The organism is Neiella marina (assembly GCF_002165625.1).
Lineage (GTDB): Bacteria > Pseudomonadota > Gammaproteobacteria > Enterobacterales > Neiellaceae > Neiella > Neiella marina.
Genome location: NZ_NGNS01000019.1, coordinates 72666 through 92112, shown reverse-complemented (window position 1 = coordinate 92112; position 19447 = coordinate 72666). Strand labels below are relative to the sequence as shown.

The following is a 19447-nucleotide window of genomic DNA, read 5'->3' as shown; positions in this document are numbered from 1 at the left end:
TGAGAAGTCGCGATGGTAATACCACGCTCACGCTCTTCTGGAGCGTTATCGATTTGTGCGAAATCTTTTGCTTCACCACCGTATACTTTTGCAAGTACGTTAGTGATCGCCGCTGTCAAAGTGGTTTTACCGTGGTCAACGTGACCGATGGTGCCCACGTTTACGTGCGGTTTACTACGTTCAAATTTTTCTTTAGCCATTAGAATGGACTCCGTTTTAGAAAAGTTGAGTGGGCAAATAAAGCCTCAACAGCAATAACCGGTATTATCACCGGCAATTGTTCTTCATCAGCTTGAGGGAGCGTAACAAGAGAAGAGTGGTGCTGATAGGCAGATTTGAACTGCCGACCTCACCCTTACCAAGGGTGCGCTCTACCAACTGAGCTATATCAGCACTGAATTCTCGCTGGAGCGGGTAGTGGGAATCGAACCCACATCATCAGCTTGGAAGGCTGAGGTAATAGCCATTATACGATACCCGCAAGTGCCTTAGAGGCTACCTCAAACCGCAAAATAAATGGTGGAGGGGGAAGGATTCGAACCTTCGAAGGCGGAGCCGTCAGATTTACAGTCTGATCCCTTTGGCCACTCGGGAACCCCTCCACGCGTCGACAAGTATCAAGCTTATGCTTGTTGTTACTGCTTGTGCGGCTTCAAGCCACTACCTGTAACAAGCACCTGTCGTTCAGTGCGGAGCGCATTCTATATAAGGGATTTTGGCAGTGCAACACCTTTTTCAATATTTCCGATATTTTCTGAATTACTGCGCATAGTTCGTACAAAACCACCCTATTTCGCGACATTCAGATAGCTTCGGCGTAACACCGTAGGCCTTTAAAGACTAAATCAGGAACAATTTGCGTTGGTGCTGATAACGCCGCAGCTACCGTTTGTGCATCACCTCCGGTCACCACGACCATTGGAGTTGGCGTCACGCTGTCGGCAACCAAAGCACATGCTTGTTCGACGGCTCCTGCCACAGCGTGAAGCGCACCGCGGCTAATCGCTTGACCAGTGGCAAAACCAAAACCGACGCCGAATTCGGCGGCAGGCACATTAAGCTTATCCGAGCGCTGCATCAACGATGTTGTCATTAGTGCCAAGCCAGGGATGATCCACCCTCCAAGATGATGGCCTTGATGATCCAACGCATCAATGGTCACCGCCGTACCAGCGTCAACCACGACACATGCTTGCTTACGCAGCTGGCGAGCACCAATCATAGCTAACCATCGATCAATGCCCATCTGGTGATAATCGTCGTAGCCATTGACAACGCCAAAACGTTCTGCCTCTGTTGTCACCCGGTTTATCGCAATTCCAGCAGCGACAGCTGCGTCAATGATTCGTTGTTCAATTCGAAGCGGCGCAACTGATGCCATATATATAGCAGAAGGGTTTAACTGATTGAGCAGTGACACGATGTCGTGGTCGTAATCCCAATACACTGACGGTTGCAACTCACCGTTGCTGACCATCACTAACTTGCCACGGGTGTTGCCTAAATCAATCAACAACATGATCTGGCCTCACGCTAATCTCGCCACCAAAGAAACTGCGTCTACCGTCGCCGGTTTCAATCACCAACGCCCCCTGACCATCAACGCCGCGACAAATTCCTGCTACCTGATGATCGCCCATTTGCAGACGAATGGCTTTATCCGCATAAACATCGTGCTTCGGCCAATCGGCCAGACACTGCTGCAAACCACCCGCTTCAAATCGCTGTAAACACTCAACAAGCGCTTGATAAAGGCCGGCTGCTAGCTGGGTTCGGGCCGGTAATGGCACTAACCACTGACTCAAATCGGTCCAAGGTTGATCAATATTTGCGGAAACTGAATCGGGCAACTTAATGTTCAAACCGACACCGACCACTGCCGAGCCTTTGCCATCTTTACCGGATTCCAACTCAACTAAAATACCAGCAACTTTCTTCTGCTTGATATAGATGTCATTGGGCCACTTCACTTGCGCTGGCACTCCCAAATCGACCAGCCAACGTGTCAATGCCAAACCAATAGCCACGCTGAGCCCCATTAGCTCCGATAAATTATTGTCGGAGCGCCACCACACAGAACAATACAGGGCGCCACCAAAAGGCGATTGCCAACTGCGGCCTCGTCGCCCTCGCCCGGCACTCTGGCATTCAGCAAAACATACGCTGGCAGAAGGCGGCTGCTGAGGATGACGGTCAAGCCAAAATTGGTTGGTTGAATCAATCAGAGGATACACATGCAGCTCAGCGTCCTGTGGTCGCCAATCATCGATGAGCATTGCGAGGACTTCGGACTCAATTAAATCCAAGCGAGCACCAAGCTTGTAACCTCTTCCCTTGACCACATAAATATCGACCCCCAGATCTTGCAACTCCGATATGTGGCGGGCAATGGCTGAACGACTGATCTGTAAGCGAGCTGCCAAGTCAGTGCCAGAAACAAAGTTATCGGCACTCAACTGTTGTAAAATTGCGCGCTTGCTTTCAAAGGTGGGTTTGCGCATACGCCTGCTCCAAAGTCAGCTCTTCGTTGGCGCCAAGGAAGCGGACTTCCGGTACCAACTCGATATCATAGCTTTGTTGAACCTGCTGCTTAATGCGCCATGCAAGCGATATGACATCCGCCACTTCAGCGCTACCTCGATTAATGATCACTAAGGCTTGGTTGTCATGAACGGCAGCACCGCCGACCGCTTTGCCCTTCCAACCGAGTTGGTCAATTAACCAAGCTGCAGGTACTTTGATACCGTCTGAAACGGTAAAGTGTGGCATATTGGGGTGGTGCGCAAGCAAACGACTTGCTTGCTCATTTGAGATTGTCGGGTTTTTAAAAAAGCTACCGGCATTGCCCAACTGCGCTGGATCTGGCAATTTCGCTTGGCGCACCGCGATGACCTGTGCCATGACTTGCTGAGGCGTCAAGCTTTGTTCTTTCGCCAACTGTTCCAAGCCACCATAAGTGAGCTTCGGCCGCCATGGCTTTGGCAGTTCCAGTCCCACGGCAGTAATCAACCAATTCGTTGCGGCGTCGGTTTTGAACACTGAATGGCGATAGCTGAATTGACATTCATCGGCTTCGAGTCGGCGCTGCTCGCCGGTAGACCAGTCAAACACGTCGACATAAATACAGAAATCCGCCAACTCGACACCGTATGCGCCAATATTCTGTATCGGGGCTGCGCCGACGGTCCCAGGAATTAACGCCAAATTTTCGATTCCGCCAATCCCTTGACCTGTTAACTCGGCCACTAGTTGATGCCAATCTTTTCCTGCTTCGATATGACAACACACTGACGCTGAGCGAGATTCGATGGTCACTTGCTGCGCAGTGAGTTTAACAATAGGACGCAGGATCGGCTCAACGAAGATGGTATTCGCCCCTTCTCCAAGCCAATAGGGTCGTTGTTTCAATTCTGCGCGGAGTGTCTGCAATTGATGGAGATCAGAAACAAGATGAAGACTGCAGGCCGTCTGAGGCAGGCCAAATGTATGATAAGGCTGCAAGTTCAAAGGCGAAGGCTGGGACAAGGTAAACACACTCACAAGAAACAGTGCCAGCATTATACCGGCTTTTAGTCTCGCATCAGCTAAAAAGTCCTCGGGCTTTCATGTTGTTATCACAGATTGCTCTTCTCTCTATCGCATCTTGGTGTAGACTCAATGGATATTAAATCACCAAGGACAGGACCGTGTTGTCTCCCCTGACTTCCACACTAAAAGTCGTGTTTCGCGTCACTCTGCTGGTTTGGGTATCAGCGATGCCGGTGTTCGCTGGCCCGGATAATATGCCAAGTCAGAGCCAAGTGATTCATTCAGAGCCCTTTCATATCGAGATCAATCGAACTGGGCGCATCGATTTCCGTTACATCACCAACCTGTCCTTCAAAACTCCGGGCTTTGTTGACATTCTCTACGCCGATTCGGGCCAACGTATCTATGCTGGCGATACTATTGCTACCATTGAGTTGACCGATTTAATGGCGACCAAGTCCAGCATCACAGCGCGCCATCAAAAGTCTCAACAAGACTTGCAGCGAGCTCGTCAACTTTACCGGGAAAAGACGGTATCAAAAGACTTTCTTGAACAAGCTGAGACTGATGCAGTACAAGCGCAAAGTGAAATGGAACAGATTGATTACGATATCAATAAAGCCACCATTATTGTGCCTTTTGACGCGGTCGTGGTATCGCGTTTAGTGCAGCCGGGAGAGCAAGTGTCTTCGGGCTCTCCGGTTTTTTCAGTTGCATCAACTGATGCCAAGAACTTAGTCGTTCGACTCAATCTGACACAGAACGAGATTTCTCAGGTCGAATTGCAAATGCCCGTTGTGATCAGTACTCCCGAGCAACAGACATTCAACGGAAAAATTATTGCCATCAGCGCTATTGCTGATGCCAGCACAGGACTGTATGAAGTCGAAATTGCCGTTGATTTTGACCAAAGGCGAGCATTACCAGGGCAATGGGTACAAGCGTCAATTGGCGTTACCCGACAACAACCCAGTTATCGTATTCCAATCGTTGCACTGGCCGCAGTGACAAACGGAGAAGCAAGTTTTGTCATCGATTCGGGTAATGGTTATGAGCTACGCCAGTTCCCCATCATTCATATGGACCAACAATCTATCTACATCCCTGCGACTGACAATCAAATACGCGTCGTAACCAGAGGCTGGGATCGCCTGCTCAATCAGTTGGAGCAATAGCCATGTGGTTACCTAATGCGGCATTAAGGAAGCCGCAATTCACTTGTATCATTGTTTTTTTAGCGGTTGCACTGGGGGTCATGTCCTATTTCAGCATGCCGCGCTCGGAAGATCCGCAATTCGACTTGCCCATTACATTGATCGAAGCAGTCTACCCAGGCGCTTCGCCCCTTGATGTCGAGACCCTTGTCGTTGACCCGATAGAACAAGCGGTGGCTGAATTAGAGGACATCAAAAAAATAGATACCTCGATTCACAACGGCGGCACGCGCATGGAGGTGACGTTTATATACGGCACCGATCCCGATGAAGGCTTTGACGATATTCAGCTCGCCATTGCAAATGTGCGTGATCGCTTACCACCAGAAACTCAGCTGTTTGTTGAAAAAGCATCGCCAACCAGCGTTAGCATTTTGCAGTACGCGTTGTCGACCCAACCGATGGACTACAAAGCAGTATCAGTTGCCTCTGAACAACTGCAAAAACGTTTGGAGCAACACCCTGAAGTTCGAAAAGCAGAGCGTTGGGGGCTGCCCGAGCAAATCGTCGAAGTTTCGGTATTGCCAGAACGACTCAAGCAATATGGCTTGAGCATCAATCAGGTATCACAAGCACTGACTTCGCGGGCAGACAACATCACCCCCGGATTCGTTGACGCCAGTCAGCGACGTTTTAATGTCAATGCTAGTGGCAATTACAAAAACTTAGATGAAGTGCGGCGCACGGTGGTGCTTCGCGGTGACCACTCGCCGATCACAGTATCCGACGTTGCTCATGTTGCTTATGCATCGGACGAGCCAACCTATTTGGCGTATTACAACGGCAAACCAGTAGTGTACTTAACGGTGCAGCAAGCCGAGGGCGGCAACATATTCGACTTAACTGAACTACTGGAACAGGAAATCAAAGACTTCCAGCTTGTCGCCGGTGAAGAGCTCATAGTTGAACGCGTTTTCCGGCAATCAGATAGTGTTGAAACTCGCGTAAACGGCTTCTTTGAGAATCTTGCCCAAGGGTTAATTCTGGTCGCCATTTTGTCCTTTTTGTTTCTCGGGCCACGCGCGTCACTGTTAATCACAATTACCGTGCCATTGTCGTTTGCTATTGCTATCGGCCTATTGGACATGACTGGCTTTGGCCTTGAGCAAATGTCGATTGTCGGGTTGATTATTGCACTTGGCTTGCTTGTTGATGACGCAATCGTAGTGACAGAAAGTGTCCACCGCTCCATTGGCTCCAATCGCTCGGCCATTGAAGCAGCTCAGCACGGCGCGAGCCGAGTAGGCGCCGCGAGTACCATTGGCACATTAACAACGGTCTTTGCCTTTCTGCCCATGTTGCTGTTGCAGAGCTCGAGCGGTGATTTCATGCGCTCAATGCCAGTGACTGTTAGTTTGGTATTAATCGTTTCATTGCTACTCTCGCTCACCCTGACGCCATTAATGGCAAGCAAACTGATGGTCGCTGCGGCTCCGAAATGGTCGCTACAAAACCTGGTCGATCATTTTGCCTTCAGTCAATACAACCGCATACTGGTACCAATACTCAATTACCGTTGGCTGACCTTAGCTGCCTCTTTAGTGGTGCTAATTGCTGGCTTCAGTTTGTTTCCCAAAATCGGCGTCGCTTTGTTTCCCAAAGCCGAGAAGCCGATGCTGCTTGTCGATATTCAAGCGCCTCCGAACACGGCGTTGCATGAAACGGACGATATTGCCCATGAAGTAGCTGAGATGTTGCGCAATTCCGAGGGAGTTGAAGCACTCGCGATAAACGTTGGTAATGCCAACCCTCGGATTTATTACAACGAAATTCCCCGCCGGGGCCACAGTAATTACGCCCAACTATTAATCACGCTAGCTGCATATGATGACAGCAAGGTCAATCAACTGATTGGCAACTGGCGGGACATGTTCGCCGATTTTCCATTAGCAAATGTCACCGTTAAAGAGTTTCAGCAGGGCCCCGTCACTGATCCGCCAATTACACTCCGTTTGATTGGTGACGATGTGGCTAAAGTCCGGCTTGTAGCTCGTGATTTAGAGGCCTTTTTGCGCAGCACAGAGGGAGTGGTCAACATTCGCAATGACATAGGTGAAGCGCAGATTGAGCTGGACTTGAATATTCAGTTCGACGTTTTAGCCCTAACAAATGTTGATGTCGCCGAGTTTGATCAGACCTTGAAAACGATTTTGACGGGTAGCCAAGTGGGCGTTCTCAAAGATCAACTAGGAGACACTTATCCCGTTAAAGTGAAAGGGTTATCGCCTAGCTTTGACGAGCTTGCACAGGTTGATGTAACAACACGAGAAGGCCAGCTAATACCGCTCAATCAATTCGTTAGTGCAAACCTGCAAGAAGGACATCCCAAGTTCTTCCACTTCCAGAAGGTTCGCAGCAGTAAAGTCTCTGCCGACGCAGCTGCGGGCTTTAGCGTTGCACAGCTGACCAAGCAAGCAGTAGATTTTCTCCAGGCCTACCCGATGCCCGCTGGCGTGCGGTTTGAAGTTGGGGGAGAGGAAGAGTCTCGCAATGAGAATTTCTCTGGGCTAAGCCATGTCATGCTCATTGCCGGCTTGGGGATTTTTGCGTTACTAGTATTCCAGTTTCAGAGTATTGTTCAACCAGTAGTGATTTTTGCCTCCATTCCATTTGCAGTTGCAGGTGCTGTGACTTGTTTGTACCTCACTGGCTTTAGCTTTTCGATCATGGCATTTGTCGGCCTGATCAGCTTATTTGGTATTGTTGTCAACAATGCCATTATTTTGCTTGATACGGTCAACTACAACATGCGAGCGGGCCACTCGGCAATGAATGCGGTAGTGGCTGCAAGTGCAACTCGTCTTACACCAATTATCTTAACCACATTAACCACCATAGTTGGGCTACTGCCACTGACCTTGCTCGGTGGTAAACTTTGGGCACCGTTGGGCTGGGTGATTATTGGTGGTTTGGCGGTGTCAACGCTGTCCAGTTTGTTGGTGGTTCCAGTACTGTCGTATCTAGTTGTTCGGAGAAGAAATCAGGCATGAGTCAACTCGTTGGTATGTGGGGCTATGGATTAGCCGCGCTGAGTTTTCTGTTCTTATTCTTATTGGTGCTGACCACTCGGCAACGCTCGTTGCCAAAAAGCTGTTTGCTGTTGGCATGTGGATTGACGGCAATATGGTCTGCCATTGCTGCACTCCAGCTATACAATGGCATGTCACTTCACCTAGTGCTTGCAATAGATACCATCAAAAACGGTGTTTGGCTGCTACTGCTCACCTCAGCATTATCGGAATCGCAACGATGGCGGGATTTGTTCACGCCATTGCCGCGAACAGTTGTTGCTCTAGTTCTTGTCTTTACCGCCATCGCGGAGCTGTTTCAACACCAAGTTGGCTGGATGTCAGCCAGTACTTTTTTAACCCTGCACTTAGTGCAACCGGTATTAGCCTTATGGTTGATTGAGCATTTGTATCGGCAAACATTGCCTGAGCAAAAGTGGGCGATCAAACCGCTTTGCCTTGGCTTAGGCATGGTTTTTGTTTTTGATTTTGTGTTGTTTTCCAATGCTGCCCTAGCACAATCGCTGCCTATCGAATTCTGGAGCGTACGCGGTTGGCTGCATACCGCAGCGACACCATTGATCTTGTTAACGGCTCGCCGCTCGCAACATTGGTCAACTCGAGTTTTTGTCTCTCGTGAGATTATTTTTCATAGCACCTTGTTGATGGCGGCAGGCGGCTATCTGGTGCTGATGGCATTAGCGGGCTATTACATTCGCTACATGGGAGGTAGCTGGGGTGGGCTCGCCCAAATCGCATTCTTCGCTTTAGGTGGCTTGGTATTGGCCAGTTTGTTCTTGTCAGATCGGCTGAGAAGGCGCGTCAAAGTCTTTATCGCTAAACACTTTTTTGCCAATAAGTATGAATATCGTGATGAGTGGATGAAGTTTGCCGATGTATTTAGCCATGACGTTAATTCATTGCCGCAAGTCGCGATACAAGCGATGGCGCAGCCATTTGCCAGTGAACAAGCAATCTTGGCAGTCAAAACAGGTAAAGAGTTTCAGATCCTTGCGCAGATTGGATCGCAACAACTAACCAACCAACAAGCACTCCATACGACCATCAATCAAGTTGCTCCGCTGGTCATTCAACATGATTGGATCCTCGACGTCGAAGAATTCAAATCACCCGATGAACACCTGCCATTTGAGCTTGATGGCAACACAATCGCAGCGCTTGCGCCGTACCGCTTAATTGTGCCTCTTGATAAAGGCGCCGGTGTCGACGCCGTTTGTTTGCTCTCGCAACCACAAAGCAGTGAGAACATCGACTGGGAAGATCGCGACCTGATGAAAGTCATCGCGCGCCAGTTAACCGTTCACCTAAAACTCCAGCAAGCCAATATGGCACTGGCTGAAAGCCAACAGTTCGACACTTTCAATCGAATGTCTGCTTTTCTGGTCCATGACTTAAAGAATGTCTTAGCACAGCTGCAATTGTTAACCCGAAACGCGGAGCGACATAAGCATAATCCAGACTTTGTCGATGATGCCTTTGCTACAGTCGAAGATGCATCAAACCGATTAAACCGGATGCTGGAGCAGCTTCGCCAAAAACGCATTGAAGGCGAGAATCAACGCTCTTTTGACGCAGTATCAAGTATTCGAGCCGTGATCGAAAGCTGTCAGGCAAGAATGCCAAATCCGTTATTTTCAACGACGTTAAACTCAGTTGCACTAACAGCAAACCAAGAACGATTTGAAAATGTACTGAGCCATTTGGTACAAAACGCTCAGGATGCTACTCAGGACTCAGGTTCCATCGAGCTATCGCTGACCGCCAGTCCCGATGAACTCCATATTTCGGTAAAAGATACCGGCCAGGGCATGACGCCAGAGTTCATCAGCACACGCTTATTCAAGCCATTCGATACAACCAAGGGTAACGCCGGTATGGGCATTGGCGCCTATGACGCGAAGAAGTTCGTTGAGCAGCTTCAAGGCCACCTCAGTGTTACTAGTAATGTTGGCGTTGGCACCGAATTTGTCATGACAATCCCTATACAGCCCAATTCGAACCAAGCATAATGCTCACAAATTGATAAGGAAATGGACGATGTCAATGGACCCGTTGCTTGTTGTGGAAGATGATCCCGGCATCCAAAAACAGTTGAAATGGACATTCACCGACAATGAAGTCGTTGTTGCAGGCGATCGTGAATCAGCAATCGCCGCATTACGCCGATACGAGCCGAAAGTCGTTACACTGGATTTAGGCCTCCCGCCTGACGAAGCCAATGCTAGTGAAGGCCTTGCCACGCTGAAAGAAATACTAGAGCTAGCGCCGAAAACCAAAGTGATTGTCATCACTGGCAATGACGACAAAGACAACGCACTTAAAGCCATCTCTATGGGTGCATTGGATTTCTACCAAAAACCAATCGATGCCGATACGCTAAATATTATTGTGTCGAGAGCTTTTTTTGTCGCTGGCATAGAGCAAGAGAATGATCGCTTACGCAGCTCTTCCCTTGATAACAACGGCTTTATTGGCAACAGTCCGCAAGTTCAACAAGTTAGCCGGATGGTCGACCGAATTGCCCCCACCGAAATAACGACATTACTACTGGGTGAAAGCGGCACCGGTAAGGAAGTGCTCGCTCGCGCCATTCATGAGCGCGGACCAAGAGCTGACAAACCGTTTATTGCTATCAACTGTGCCTCCATTCCTGAAACGCTGCTCGAGAGTGAATTGTTTGGCTTTGAGCGTGGTGCATTCACTGGCGCACACAAACAAACCAAAGGCAAAATCGAATGTGCCAATGGCGGCACCCTATTCCTCGATGAAATTGGCGACATGCCTTACCCACTGCAAGCCAAGATCTTGCGATTCCTGCAAGAGAAAGTGATTGAGCGCCTTGGCGGGCGTCAAGAGATAGCAGTTGATGTCAAAGTGGTGTGTGCCACCCACCAAAATTTACAGGGAATGGTTGCAGAGAAAAGCTTCCGTGAAGACTTGTTCTACCGAATCAGTGAAGTGACCATCAACATCCCGCCACTTCGCGAACGCGGAGAGGATATTTTACTGCTCTCCAGAGCCTTTCTTCAGAGCTTCAGCCAACAATTTGGTCGTAAAATCACCGGTTTTTCTGAGGTAGCCAATAGTGCGCTCATGGCCCATCACTGGCCCGGCAACATTCGAGAGCTACAAAATAAGATTAAGTCCGCCGTGATCATGGCCGATGGCAAACAAGTGACGGAGCTAGACTTGGCTCTGATGCCCTCTAGCCAACAGGTTGAGCAGCAACCATTGAATCTAAGACAAGTTCGAGAAGCTGCCGAAAGCCAAGCTATTTCAAGGGCAATTACTCGGTCAGAGGGCAATATGTCGAAAGCTGCTGAATTATTAGGCGTGACACGACCCACATTGTATGCTTTGATTGACAAGTACGGAATGGAAAAACCGTAGAAAAAGTAGGCTGTCAGAGTTTTTTACATGTTCATCGTGAAATCAACGAACACTGGCAAGGGCATCTTCACAAGACCACTTAAAAGCCTAATAAAACAAAGCATTATCATCAAATGTGATTTTTGGTGCGTTTTTTGCGTAAAACTAAGGGTGACATAAAATTGATTGGCTTTGCCTCTTAATTGGGGCCTATACCCGAATTACTTTGCTGAACTAGGCTGGATGCAAAAATGACTACAGAACAACGTAATGATACGGACATCAAAGAGCTTGAATCTGATGACAATCGCTCAAGGTTTGAGCGCCGTCGCTTTCTACGTGGCTCTGCGGCAGCGGCTCCACTATTGATGACAGTGAAAAGCCCTGTAGCATGGGCGGGCGGCAATACTTGTACAGCCTCTGTGTACATTTCCGGTAATGCGTCTCATCAGCACGATTGTGATTTGATCGGTGCCCTTTCCCATGGCACTTGGAAAGCGGTGCTAACTGCCCCGAATAATCACACTCGCCGTTTTTTGCGCCAACTCATTGATGATCAGACAGATGTCGGGCCTAGCACCGATTTCATGTCGATATTTTTTAGCAAGTTTTTCACTTCATCTGGCGATCCAAAACCAAAATACATTAAAAAAGCAGGCGTTCGAACGTGGCAATATCAACTGCTGCAACCGTTGTCAGCAGTGCCATTTAACGCAGCGATCGATCAATCTAGCACCTTGCCAGACGTCAAGTTCGACTTCTGGGAGATTGCCAACCCAAGTAATCGTTGCACCGTTAACCTGTTTGGCAATGCGGCAAGCAACAGCTTTTATTATCAAGTGTTGACCGCTTATTTGAATGGCCTGTTTTCCAACACCATTATTGATTATCCCTACACCCATACGGAAGTAGTCGGGATCGTCGAGAATGCAGTTAAATCAATGATTAAAGAGATAAAGGTGGACATCAAGCAAACTGCGGGCTCTAACACCTCGACAGCAATTGCAGGTTGTGGCTTTATCACTAATCATTGGCAAGACCTGACTGAAAACAGTCTCTCGGATGGCGGCCTTATTGACTGGTAGTTTGGCAGCTAACGCCGCTCAGCGAATTTGCATTTCGCCTGATTACTGTATTGAAGAAAACAGCTTCATCGACCGAGATGAAGCTGTTCTTTATAGCCCTTTTACCCATGAAACTCTTCTTTGTCAGACGTCTGTAATTCAGGCCCTGACCTCACTCTCAGCAACGTCAAAACCCATTTGCTCAGCATTTGCTCAGCTGGTTAAACCTCAAGACAGTTTGGAAATCGCCAATCGGCTGATTAGAATGAAGATCGTACAGCTGGAACCATGTAGAAGTGTTGATGAGTAAATCCAAATTCTATTTGCGTACAGGCCCCGTGCTGTTCGAAGTAACCAGTAACATTGAGTCGGTTCGGCGCTACCTCGCCAGTCATTATCTCGACTTTTCCGATTCTCCTGGTGAGCAATTCATTGATTATCGCATTAGCGTCACTCATGGTCCGCTATATCGCCGCCTGCTGAGTCCACAAGCCGTCTTTAAAGTAAATCACCGGCAACCATTTAAACCGCTGCCATTAGACCAAGCTCCAGCAATGCTGGAATGGGGAATGAATTGGTGCATCACTACGTCAGCGCATCAGTACATGATCATTCATGCAGCGACGGTCGAAATTGATGGTCACGGGGTAATAATATGTGCCCCCCCAGGGTCGGGCAAAAGCACCCTTTGTGCCTACTTGGCCTCGCAAGGCTGGCGGTTACTATCCGATGAACTTGCTCTGCTCAGCTTAAGCGACGGCATGCTCTACGGGCTAGCGCGTCCGATTAACCTGAAGAATAGCTCCATTGATTTAATGAAAGCCTTCTATCAGGATGACGACTTTAGTGATGAAGCGAAAGACACCCATAAGGGCACGGTGTGTTTGGTGAAGCCACCGAAAGAATCGGTCTTACAAGTACAAACACCAGTATCCCCCGCGCTGATGGTATTCGTGTCATACCAAGCTGACGAGCATTGCTATGTTGAGCCTGTCAGTAAGAGCCAAGCTTTGATCGAAATAATAAAAAACACCTTCAATTTTGCACCATTGGCAGGTAAAGCTTTTTGTGCTGCAAGGCAACTTGTACAGCAAACAGAAGCGGTGTACGTTGAGTACAATAATTTTGCCAGCTGCGAAAAAGCGATTCGAAGCTGCATCACTAACTGTCCCAAATAACATGCTGCTAGCTAAAATTCTCAGGTCGCCAAATCATTTTGACAACTGGTCAAACAAAGAATGGTCATTGCTCGTCCATGAGGCCTTGTATCACCAAATGGCAGCTCAGGTTTTTCATCTCCTTAAAGCGTCCACCGATGTGCCGCCACATGTGCTGCAAGCACTAAACAATGCCAACTACTCCTATTTACGTCAGAATCAGCTTTTTGAACACGAAATTCAGTATATTAACGATTGGCTCGCAGGCGAAGATATCTCCCTATGTTTGCTAAAAGGTGGCGCCTACCAAGCGTTAAAGTTAGAACGCTTTAATGGCCGATTAATGGCCGACATCGACATTTTGGTTAAACAAAGTGATTTAAAGAAGACTGAACAATTACTTGCTCAAAATGGCTACATCGCATTCAAGCACTCTGACTATGATGACAAATTTTACCGCGAGCGCTCTCAGGAAATTCCACCGCTGATACATCTCCAACGTAAGACCGTTTTAGATGTTCATTTCAACATACTGCCCTTGACGCTAAAGCAAGCACCAACGGAAGCCTCGCTCTTGCTTGCCCAGCAAAAACTAGCAGGACTGTCGCATAGCTTTACCTTGAAGCCACCTACAATGCTAATTCACAGTGCAATTCACTTGTTTTACGAGAGTGAATTCGATAAGGCGCTGAGGGATTTGTATGACATACATCTGCTAACCCAAGAGTTCGGTAATGAGCAATTTTGGCACGAGCTTATCAGTGCTCATAATGCGATTGGCGGCGATGGTAGCCTCTACTTGGCATTGAGGTACTCACAGCAGTTTTTCGGCAGTGCTGTACCAGCATCGGTCATAGAGCAGCTAAGCGAATGTTATTCTGGTCCACGTTGGGTTCTAGCCGTCTTAGATTACTGTTTTTCAACAGTGACGCTATCAAGTTATCCGCCAGATAGGCCTTGGCATTACCATTTAGCGACGAGCATTCTATATATCCGCGGTCACCTCAAAAGAATGCCATTGCGGATGCTAATACCTCATTTACTACGCAAAACCTTTTATAACTTGTTTGAAAAGCATAAAGACACCACGCCAATAGAAATTTGACGTGGTCGCTCTGCATAACCACTCGAACCGCAGCCGTTACTCTTGCGACTGAGCCTTCTTGGTTTCAATGAGTTTATCTAAGTATCTAATGATTTTGATTTTTCTTTGAATCACTTGGTCAAGCACATGACCAACATCAGACAAAATACTGTGCATTGTGTCAGCATCAAGAACTGCGGCGACATCATTCTCTTGCGGCTCAGGTTGATTTCCAGCGATCACCGTTGCGGCGGCTGCCCGACCAGTTTGCAAGGAACCCGATAACTCTTCGCCCATCTCGTTGATAACTGACTGCACATCCTTTATCGAGATCGCGGTAAGGTCTTCAAGAAACGCATAGAGAAATAGCCGATCGGCAAATATGTTGATTTTCCGTGGTACCCCGGCGGCATACTCAGTGATTTTGTCAAATATGTCTTCATCTAGCTCAGGGGTTCCTTTCCAGCCAGCCTGAGTAAGCCGGTGGATAATATAACCTTTCACTTCCTCAGCGTTAAAAGGTCGCAAATGGCATGATGCAATAATTCGCTGCCGAAACTGTTCCATCTCAGGCAGCTCGATAATTGGTTTGAGTTCTTCTTGGCCTAGCAGAAAGCTTTGGATCAGTGGTCGATCATCTAATTGGAAGTTGGACAACATGCGCAGCTCTTCGACCGTCTCTGCGGGCAGGTTTTGGGCCTCGTCAACGACCAGCAAAGCGCGCTTGCCCTGCCGATTAAGTTGATGCAAATACTGCTCGAGCTTGCGCAATATCTCGGCCTTTCCAAGGCCCTCAACTTCAATATTGAACTCTGCAGCAACTAGTTGAACAAGCTCTTCCGGATTGAGCTTGGTGGTCGAGATTTGAGCAGGAACAATACTGTCATCCAAAGACGCGAGCAAACTGCGAGCGATGGTCGTTTTACCTGTGCCAATTGGCCCAGTCACAACAATAAAGCCTTCCCCCTGAGAAAGGCCATAGTGAAGGTAAGCTACGGCTCTGTCGTGGTGAGCACTAGAAAAGAAAAACTTGGGGTCAGGACTGAGCTTAAAAGGCTTATCAGTCAGACCAAAATGGTCTTCGTACATGAGTTTAGAAACTCTTGTTTAGATTGATGTAAGCTCGATTTTCTTCGTAACCAAAATCGTCTTCATTAGAGCTGCGATTAGAAAATTGGTATCCATAGCTGAGCGACAGTGACTGCAAAAAAGAGTGGCTCATTGCTAGGGAGAAGCGTCGATAATAGTCGTTCTGCTTTTGTTGCTGACTGTCTTCGAACTGATACTTACTATATTGGAATGAGCTTGAAAACTGAGTGGTTCTGGTTATGCTTCGAGAATATGAAACCGTTGCGCCGTAAGAGTCATCATTGAGCGGCAAGCCATTGGCATCGTTTCGCTCTCGTCGAGTGGATGTAAGAGACAAAGATACCGTGCTACGTCTCATCTTTAAGGCTGATGTCCAGTCGAGCACCTTACGCAATGAGTAATCTTCGATAATTTCATCTTCGACAAAAAAATCTCGCTCAAAGCTTGATAATTCTTCACTGTAGCGGATGGTATTGGTCAGACGCTTGCTTTTATGTCGCACCGACACATCATACGCATTACCAAATACACGTTTTGAATAGTTGGCTGAAATCTTAGTATTGCGCGACGGGTTCAATTCAGCTTTACCACCCCAACTGTCGTTGCCTTCGCCCTCAACAACGAAGTTGTAGTTAAGCTCAACAAATGATTTACGATCAATGTAATAGCGAAGTCCTGGGCCAACACGGCCAAAGGTTCTATCGCGATCTTCTTCGTCGTCAAAGCCTTTTTCTTCGTACTTTTCCCAGAAATAATTCACCGTTGGTGCAAAACCATACACTTGCGCCAAGCCTGAATCACCACTGATCTTATGGGATTGATTGTTTCGCGAGCCGCCTCTGGCCTCATCTTTTTGGTAGTCGTAATTTAATGACCAGAAATAGTTCTCGACTCTAGTTCCCTGCCCTAGATTGATACCGGCATTGTAGCCATAGCTATTTCCCTCATCATCTGAGGCATCACGAATGGTGGCGCCTGCATCTGCTCCCAAAGATACATAACCTCGGCCACCATTGTCATACATCAATCGGGTGCTAGCACGACGGTTGGTCACCGTATCTCCGGTCAGAATATCATCGTTGGCATCTCGTCGACGAGAACGTGCAACATTGTCAACCGTCGCCTCGGCGCTCATTGAGAAGCCACTGTTGTTTAGGCGTTTATTTGCCTTGAACTGAAGTGAGTTGAAATAAGAATTGCGATCGGAATCATGGCTATACATGGCCCGTGTTCCGCGATAATTAAGATTTAGACTACCGCCATTGCCATCAACACTAGCTTTAACCGCTGCATATAAGCTACCGATAGTGGCGTTTTCTTTTGACGTCTTCGCTAACTCGACATTATCTGTGTGTGTGACCCGCATTCCGACAGACGGTGTGACTTCGATCTTCGCACCATTTGCTAACGCAGAGAAAACAGCTGCCGCAATTGGCAGCGTTTTGAACAGCCTACTGCTGACCCGCTTGACGATCATCATCCCTGTCTCCGTACCCATAGCCATAGCCATAACCATAGCCATAACCGTATTGGCTGAACGCCCCTCTGACAGCTTTGTTGATGACAAAGCCTAACGCGAGATCCCGGTTGAGCTCTTCAATAGCGGCAGATGCTTGAGCAATCTTTGTTTTATCTTGCTCGACAACAATCAACGCTTGTCCGACTAAACGAGACATCACTTTGGTCTCGTTAATGCCGAGCAACGGCGGACAATCGAACACAACCACTCGGTCGCTATATCGTTTGGCCAGCTCATCCGCAAGGGCTGCCATTTTTTCACTAGTCAATAACTCATTGCTCAAATCATGCGGCATACCTGCAGGCATGATTCGAAGCTTGTCGATATTAGTTGGATAAATAACTTCACCAACCGATTCTTTCTCACCCAGCAAGAACTCGATCAAACCAGGTTTTCTATCAAGGTCGAGAGTTTTCATCACGCTAGGTTTGAGTACATCTGCATCGACCAGCAATACAGTTTTGTCTTGCTCCAGCGCGATGCTAAGAGCCAAATTGATGGCGGTAAACGTTTTGCCTTCACTCGGGTTGGCGCTACTTACCATTATTAAGTTGCCATTTGGGTGAGAATCCTTTGCCGGCCCAAAGGCATTGGAAAGCAATTTCAACTTGATATTGCGATACTCTTCCCGAATCTGCCGTGATTTCCGACTGTCGGTCACCATACCTTTGGCAGCAAGCATATCCTGATCAATGACAAGCTGTGTTTGAGTTGTTTCTTGTTGCTCGGGAACAGGTGCTTCAGCAGGCTGGACGATGCCTTTTTCTTGCTTCGCCTTATTCGCCGCCTTCATCGCGTTTAATGCTTTTTCTATCGTACTCATAAAGCACCTAGCCCTTGCACAAAGATCAAATCATGCCACTGTGGCTTTGAATTAATGGCCGCAAATGCAGCGAAGACCAAGAGCAAAGCAACGTTCGCAGCGATAAAGATTCGGGTTTTCCTTTTCTCCCAGAGCTGCAATCCAGAGTTTTCTGTTGCCGTCACCACACCGTAAATTGGCAAACCAGTTGCTTTGGTAAGCGCTTTAGGACTGGTAATAACCGGCGAGAGCAAACTAAACACCACCGATAAAGCGATACCAACGCCAATGCTTGACAACAACACGCCTATTAGCATTGACAGCCGTGGCGGCCCTGCAGGGTTTAACCGGAGGCTTGGTGGATTTAGCACTCGGAAAGAAATTGCCTCAGTCGACTGTTCTACTTTCTCAGACATCACAGCGGATTCTTTCCGAGATAGCAGCTGGTAGTACTTGTCTTTGGTGATGCTGTAGGTTCGATTCAAACCTGTCATCTGCGCTTCAATCTCTGGGACGTAATCCAACTTACTTTGAAACTCGGTAACTTGCTCCTGATATCTCTCAAGGCGAACCTTCTTGGCTGCAACCGATGCAGTGAGTCGATTCACTGTAGCCTTCAATTCTTGCAAAATTGGATTGCCATCCATGCCTAGGCCACCTGAGCGCCCAGTCAAAAACACTCGCTTCTGCTCCAGCAAGGAGTTAAGCCGCTTTTGCGTTTCTTGTACTTCTGGATGCTGTTCGGTAAACCGCACAAGCAACTGATCCAATCTGACCTGAAGGCTTGCTATCCGAGCATCATAATCGGTTCGAATGCTCGACAAGTCTTCCATCGCATAGTCAACTTCGCCCGACAATTGCTTTTGGGCTGCGTCGAGCTCAGTTTCGGTTTCACGTAAATCTAATTCAGCTTGTTCGAGTCTGTCTTTGGCATTTTCCAGTGCTCTGAAGTAGCTGCCCTGATTGTTGACCATATACTGAGCGTTATCTCGCCTAAAGTCGGCCAGTTTGCGTTCATCAGCAATCAACCTTTGCTCATACTCGGCAATTTGTTCATCGAGAAATCGCTGCGCCTGATCGGTACCAAGACGTTTTTCACCCAAGGTATTTTCGATGAAGACATCGATGGTCCCTTGTACGATTTTCCGTGCAAGCCTCGGGTCATCCCCTTTGAAGGAGATGTTGTACATCTTGCTCCTTCCGCCACCGCTAATCCGAATACCAGAGCGAATTTTACTCAGCAAACGGTTGTACTCCGCATCTGTTGTGGTCAACAAATCAGCATCTGAGGCTCGAGCGATCTTCTCAATGTTCTCTTTCGTTTTGATGGTTCTAACGATTAATGCCAATTCTTGCGTTGAATCAGACTGAATGGCCAACCCACGCAATAACGGTTTAAGCATCGAACGCGTGTCAGCGAAGACTCGAGCCGATGACGAGTATTGATTGGGTAATGTCGACACATACATGAAGCCAATTGGACAGATGATCCAAGTAGCGATCAGTATAAAACGCCTTTTGAGCCAAACCCCGCGCAGATACTGGAGTAACTCGTCTATTAAATCCTGCATGAAAACTACAACTCTGTTGTT

The 19447-nt window shown here is 47.9% G+C and carries 15 protein-coding genes and 3 tRNA genes; 7 read left to right on the top strand and 11 right to left on the bottom strand.

From position 1 onward, the window contains the following. The 7 genes from CBE68_RS14060 to murB form a co-directional block, all read right to left on the bottom strand. A partial coding sequence (locus tag CBE68_RS14060) for a GTP-binding protein (RefSeq protein WP_233143587.1) occupies positions 1-200 on the bottom strand: 200 nt, incomplete at its 3' end. 117 nt (positions 201-317) lie between these two features. Then, positions 318-393, bottom strand: a tRNA-Thr gene (locus tag CBE68_RS14055). Between the two features lie 13 nt (positions 394-406). Further along, a tRNA-Gly gene (locus CBE68_RS14050) sits at positions 407-481 on the bottom strand. Between the two features lie 36 nt (positions 482-517). Continuing rightward, positions 518-602 (bottom strand) — tRNA-Tyr (locus tag CBE68_RS14045). A 200-nt stretch (positions 603-802) separates the two neighbouring features. After that, positions 803-1519, bottom strand: coding sequence for a type III pantothenate kinase (locus CBE68_RS14040; RefSeq protein WP_087506740.1), 717 nt, complete (start codon positions 1517-1519; stop codon positions 803-805). Continuing rightward, complete coding sequence (gene birA / locus CBE68_RS14035; RefSeq protein ID WP_087506739.1) at positions 1506-2501, bottom strand: bifunctional biotin--[acetyl-CoA-carboxylase] ligase/biotin operon repressor BirA; 996 nt, start codon at positions 2499-2501, stop codon at positions 1506-1508. The genes CBE68_RS14040 and birA overlap by 14 nt, the downstream gene beginning before the upstream one ends. Then, positions 2482-3558, bottom strand: a complete 1077-nt coding sequence (murB, locus tag CBE68_RS14030; protein WP_087506738.1) for a UDP-N-acetylmuramate dehydrogenase — start codon at positions 3556-3558, stop codon at positions 2482-2484. Before murB ends, birA begins: the two co-directional genes overlap by 20 nt. Before the next feature lie 128 nt (positions 3559-3686). Here murB and CBE68_RS14025 point away from each other — a divergent pair, with 128 nt between their 5' ends. The 7 genes from CBE68_RS14025 (at position 3687) to CBE68_RS13990 (ending at position 14466) form a co-directional block, all read left to right on the top strand. Further along, a complete protein-coding gene (locus CBE68_RS14025; protein WP_143824575.1) occupies positions 3687-4703 on the top strand; it encodes an efflux RND transporter periplasmic adaptor subunit in 1017 nt (338 codons plus the stop codon). Positions 4704-4705: 2 nt separating this feature from the next. Further along, the gene (locus CBE68_RS14020) at positions 4706-7732 is read left to right on the top strand and encodes an efflux RND transporter permease subunit (protein ID WP_087506736.1); all 3027 of its coding nucleotides are present in this window, start codon (positions 4706-4708) and stop codon (positions 7730-7732) included. Then, a complete protein-coding gene (gene prsK / locus CBE68_RS14015; RefSeq protein WP_087506735.1) occupies positions 7729-9780 on the top strand; it encodes an XrtA/PEP-CTERM system histidine kinase PrsK in 2052 nt (683 codons plus the stop codon). Before CBE68_RS14020 ends, prsK begins: the two co-directional genes overlap by 4 nt. Before the next feature lie 34 nt (positions 9781-9814). Continuing rightward, positions 9815-11161, top strand: coding sequence for a PEP-CTERM-box response regulator transcription factor (gene prsR, locus CBE68_RS14010; RefSeq protein WP_087506734.1), 1347 nt, complete (start codon positions 9815-9817; stop codon positions 11159-11161). A gap of 230 nt (positions 11162-11391) precedes the next feature. After that, positions 11392-12225, top strand: coding sequence for a hypothetical protein (locus CBE68_RS14005; RefSeq protein WP_087506733.1), 834 nt, complete (start codon positions 11392-11394; stop codon positions 12223-12225). Between the two features lie 281 nt (positions 12226-12506). Beyond that, positions 12507-13382 (top strand): HprK-related kinase A, encoded by an 876-nt coding sequence (locus CBE68_RS13995; RefSeq protein WP_087506731.1) that lies wholly within the window; start codon positions 12507-12509, stop codon positions 13380-13382. 1 nt (position 13383) lies between these two features. Continuing rightward, positions 13384-14466, top strand: a complete 1083-nt coding sequence (locus CBE68_RS13990) for a nucleotidyltransferase domain-containing protein (RefSeq protein ID WP_087506730.1) — start codon at positions 13384-13386, stop codon at positions 14464-14466. Between the two features lie 36 nt (positions 14467-14502). Here the strand turns inward: CBE68_RS13990 and CBE68_RS13985 are convergent, their stop codons facing one another. Genes CBE68_RS13985 through CBE68_RS13970 form a run of 4 tightly spaced genes read right to left on the bottom strand, consistent with a single transcriptional unit; the run spans position 14503 to position 19426 of the window. Continuing rightward, entirely contained in the window at positions 14503-15534 is a 1032-nt protein-coding gene (locus CBE68_RS13985) for an XrtA/PEP-CTERM system-associated ATPase (protein WP_087506729.1), read from the bottom strand. A gap of 4 nt (positions 15535-15538) precedes the next feature. Beyond that, complete coding sequence (locus CBE68_RS13980) at positions 15539-17014, bottom strand: TIGR03016 family PEP-CTERM system-associated outer membrane protein (RefSeq protein ID WP_158100613.1); 1476 nt, start codon at positions 17012-17014, stop codon at positions 15539-15541. Further along, the gene (locus tag CBE68_RS13975) at positions 16986-17876 is read right to left on the bottom strand and encodes an XrtA-associated tyrosine autokinase (protein WP_087506727.1); all 891 of its coding nucleotides are present in this window, start codon (positions 17874-17876) and stop codon (positions 16986-16988) included. The genes CBE68_RS13980 and CBE68_RS13975 overlap by 29 nt, the downstream gene beginning before the upstream one ends. Further along, a complete protein-coding gene (locus CBE68_RS13970) occupies positions 17873-19426 on the bottom strand; it encodes an XrtA system polysaccharide chain length determinant (RefSeq protein ID WP_087506726.1) in 1554 nt (517 codons plus the stop codon). Before CBE68_RS13970 ends, CBE68_RS13975 begins: the two co-directional genes overlap by 4 nt. Positions 19427-19447: the final 21 nt, after the last annotated feature.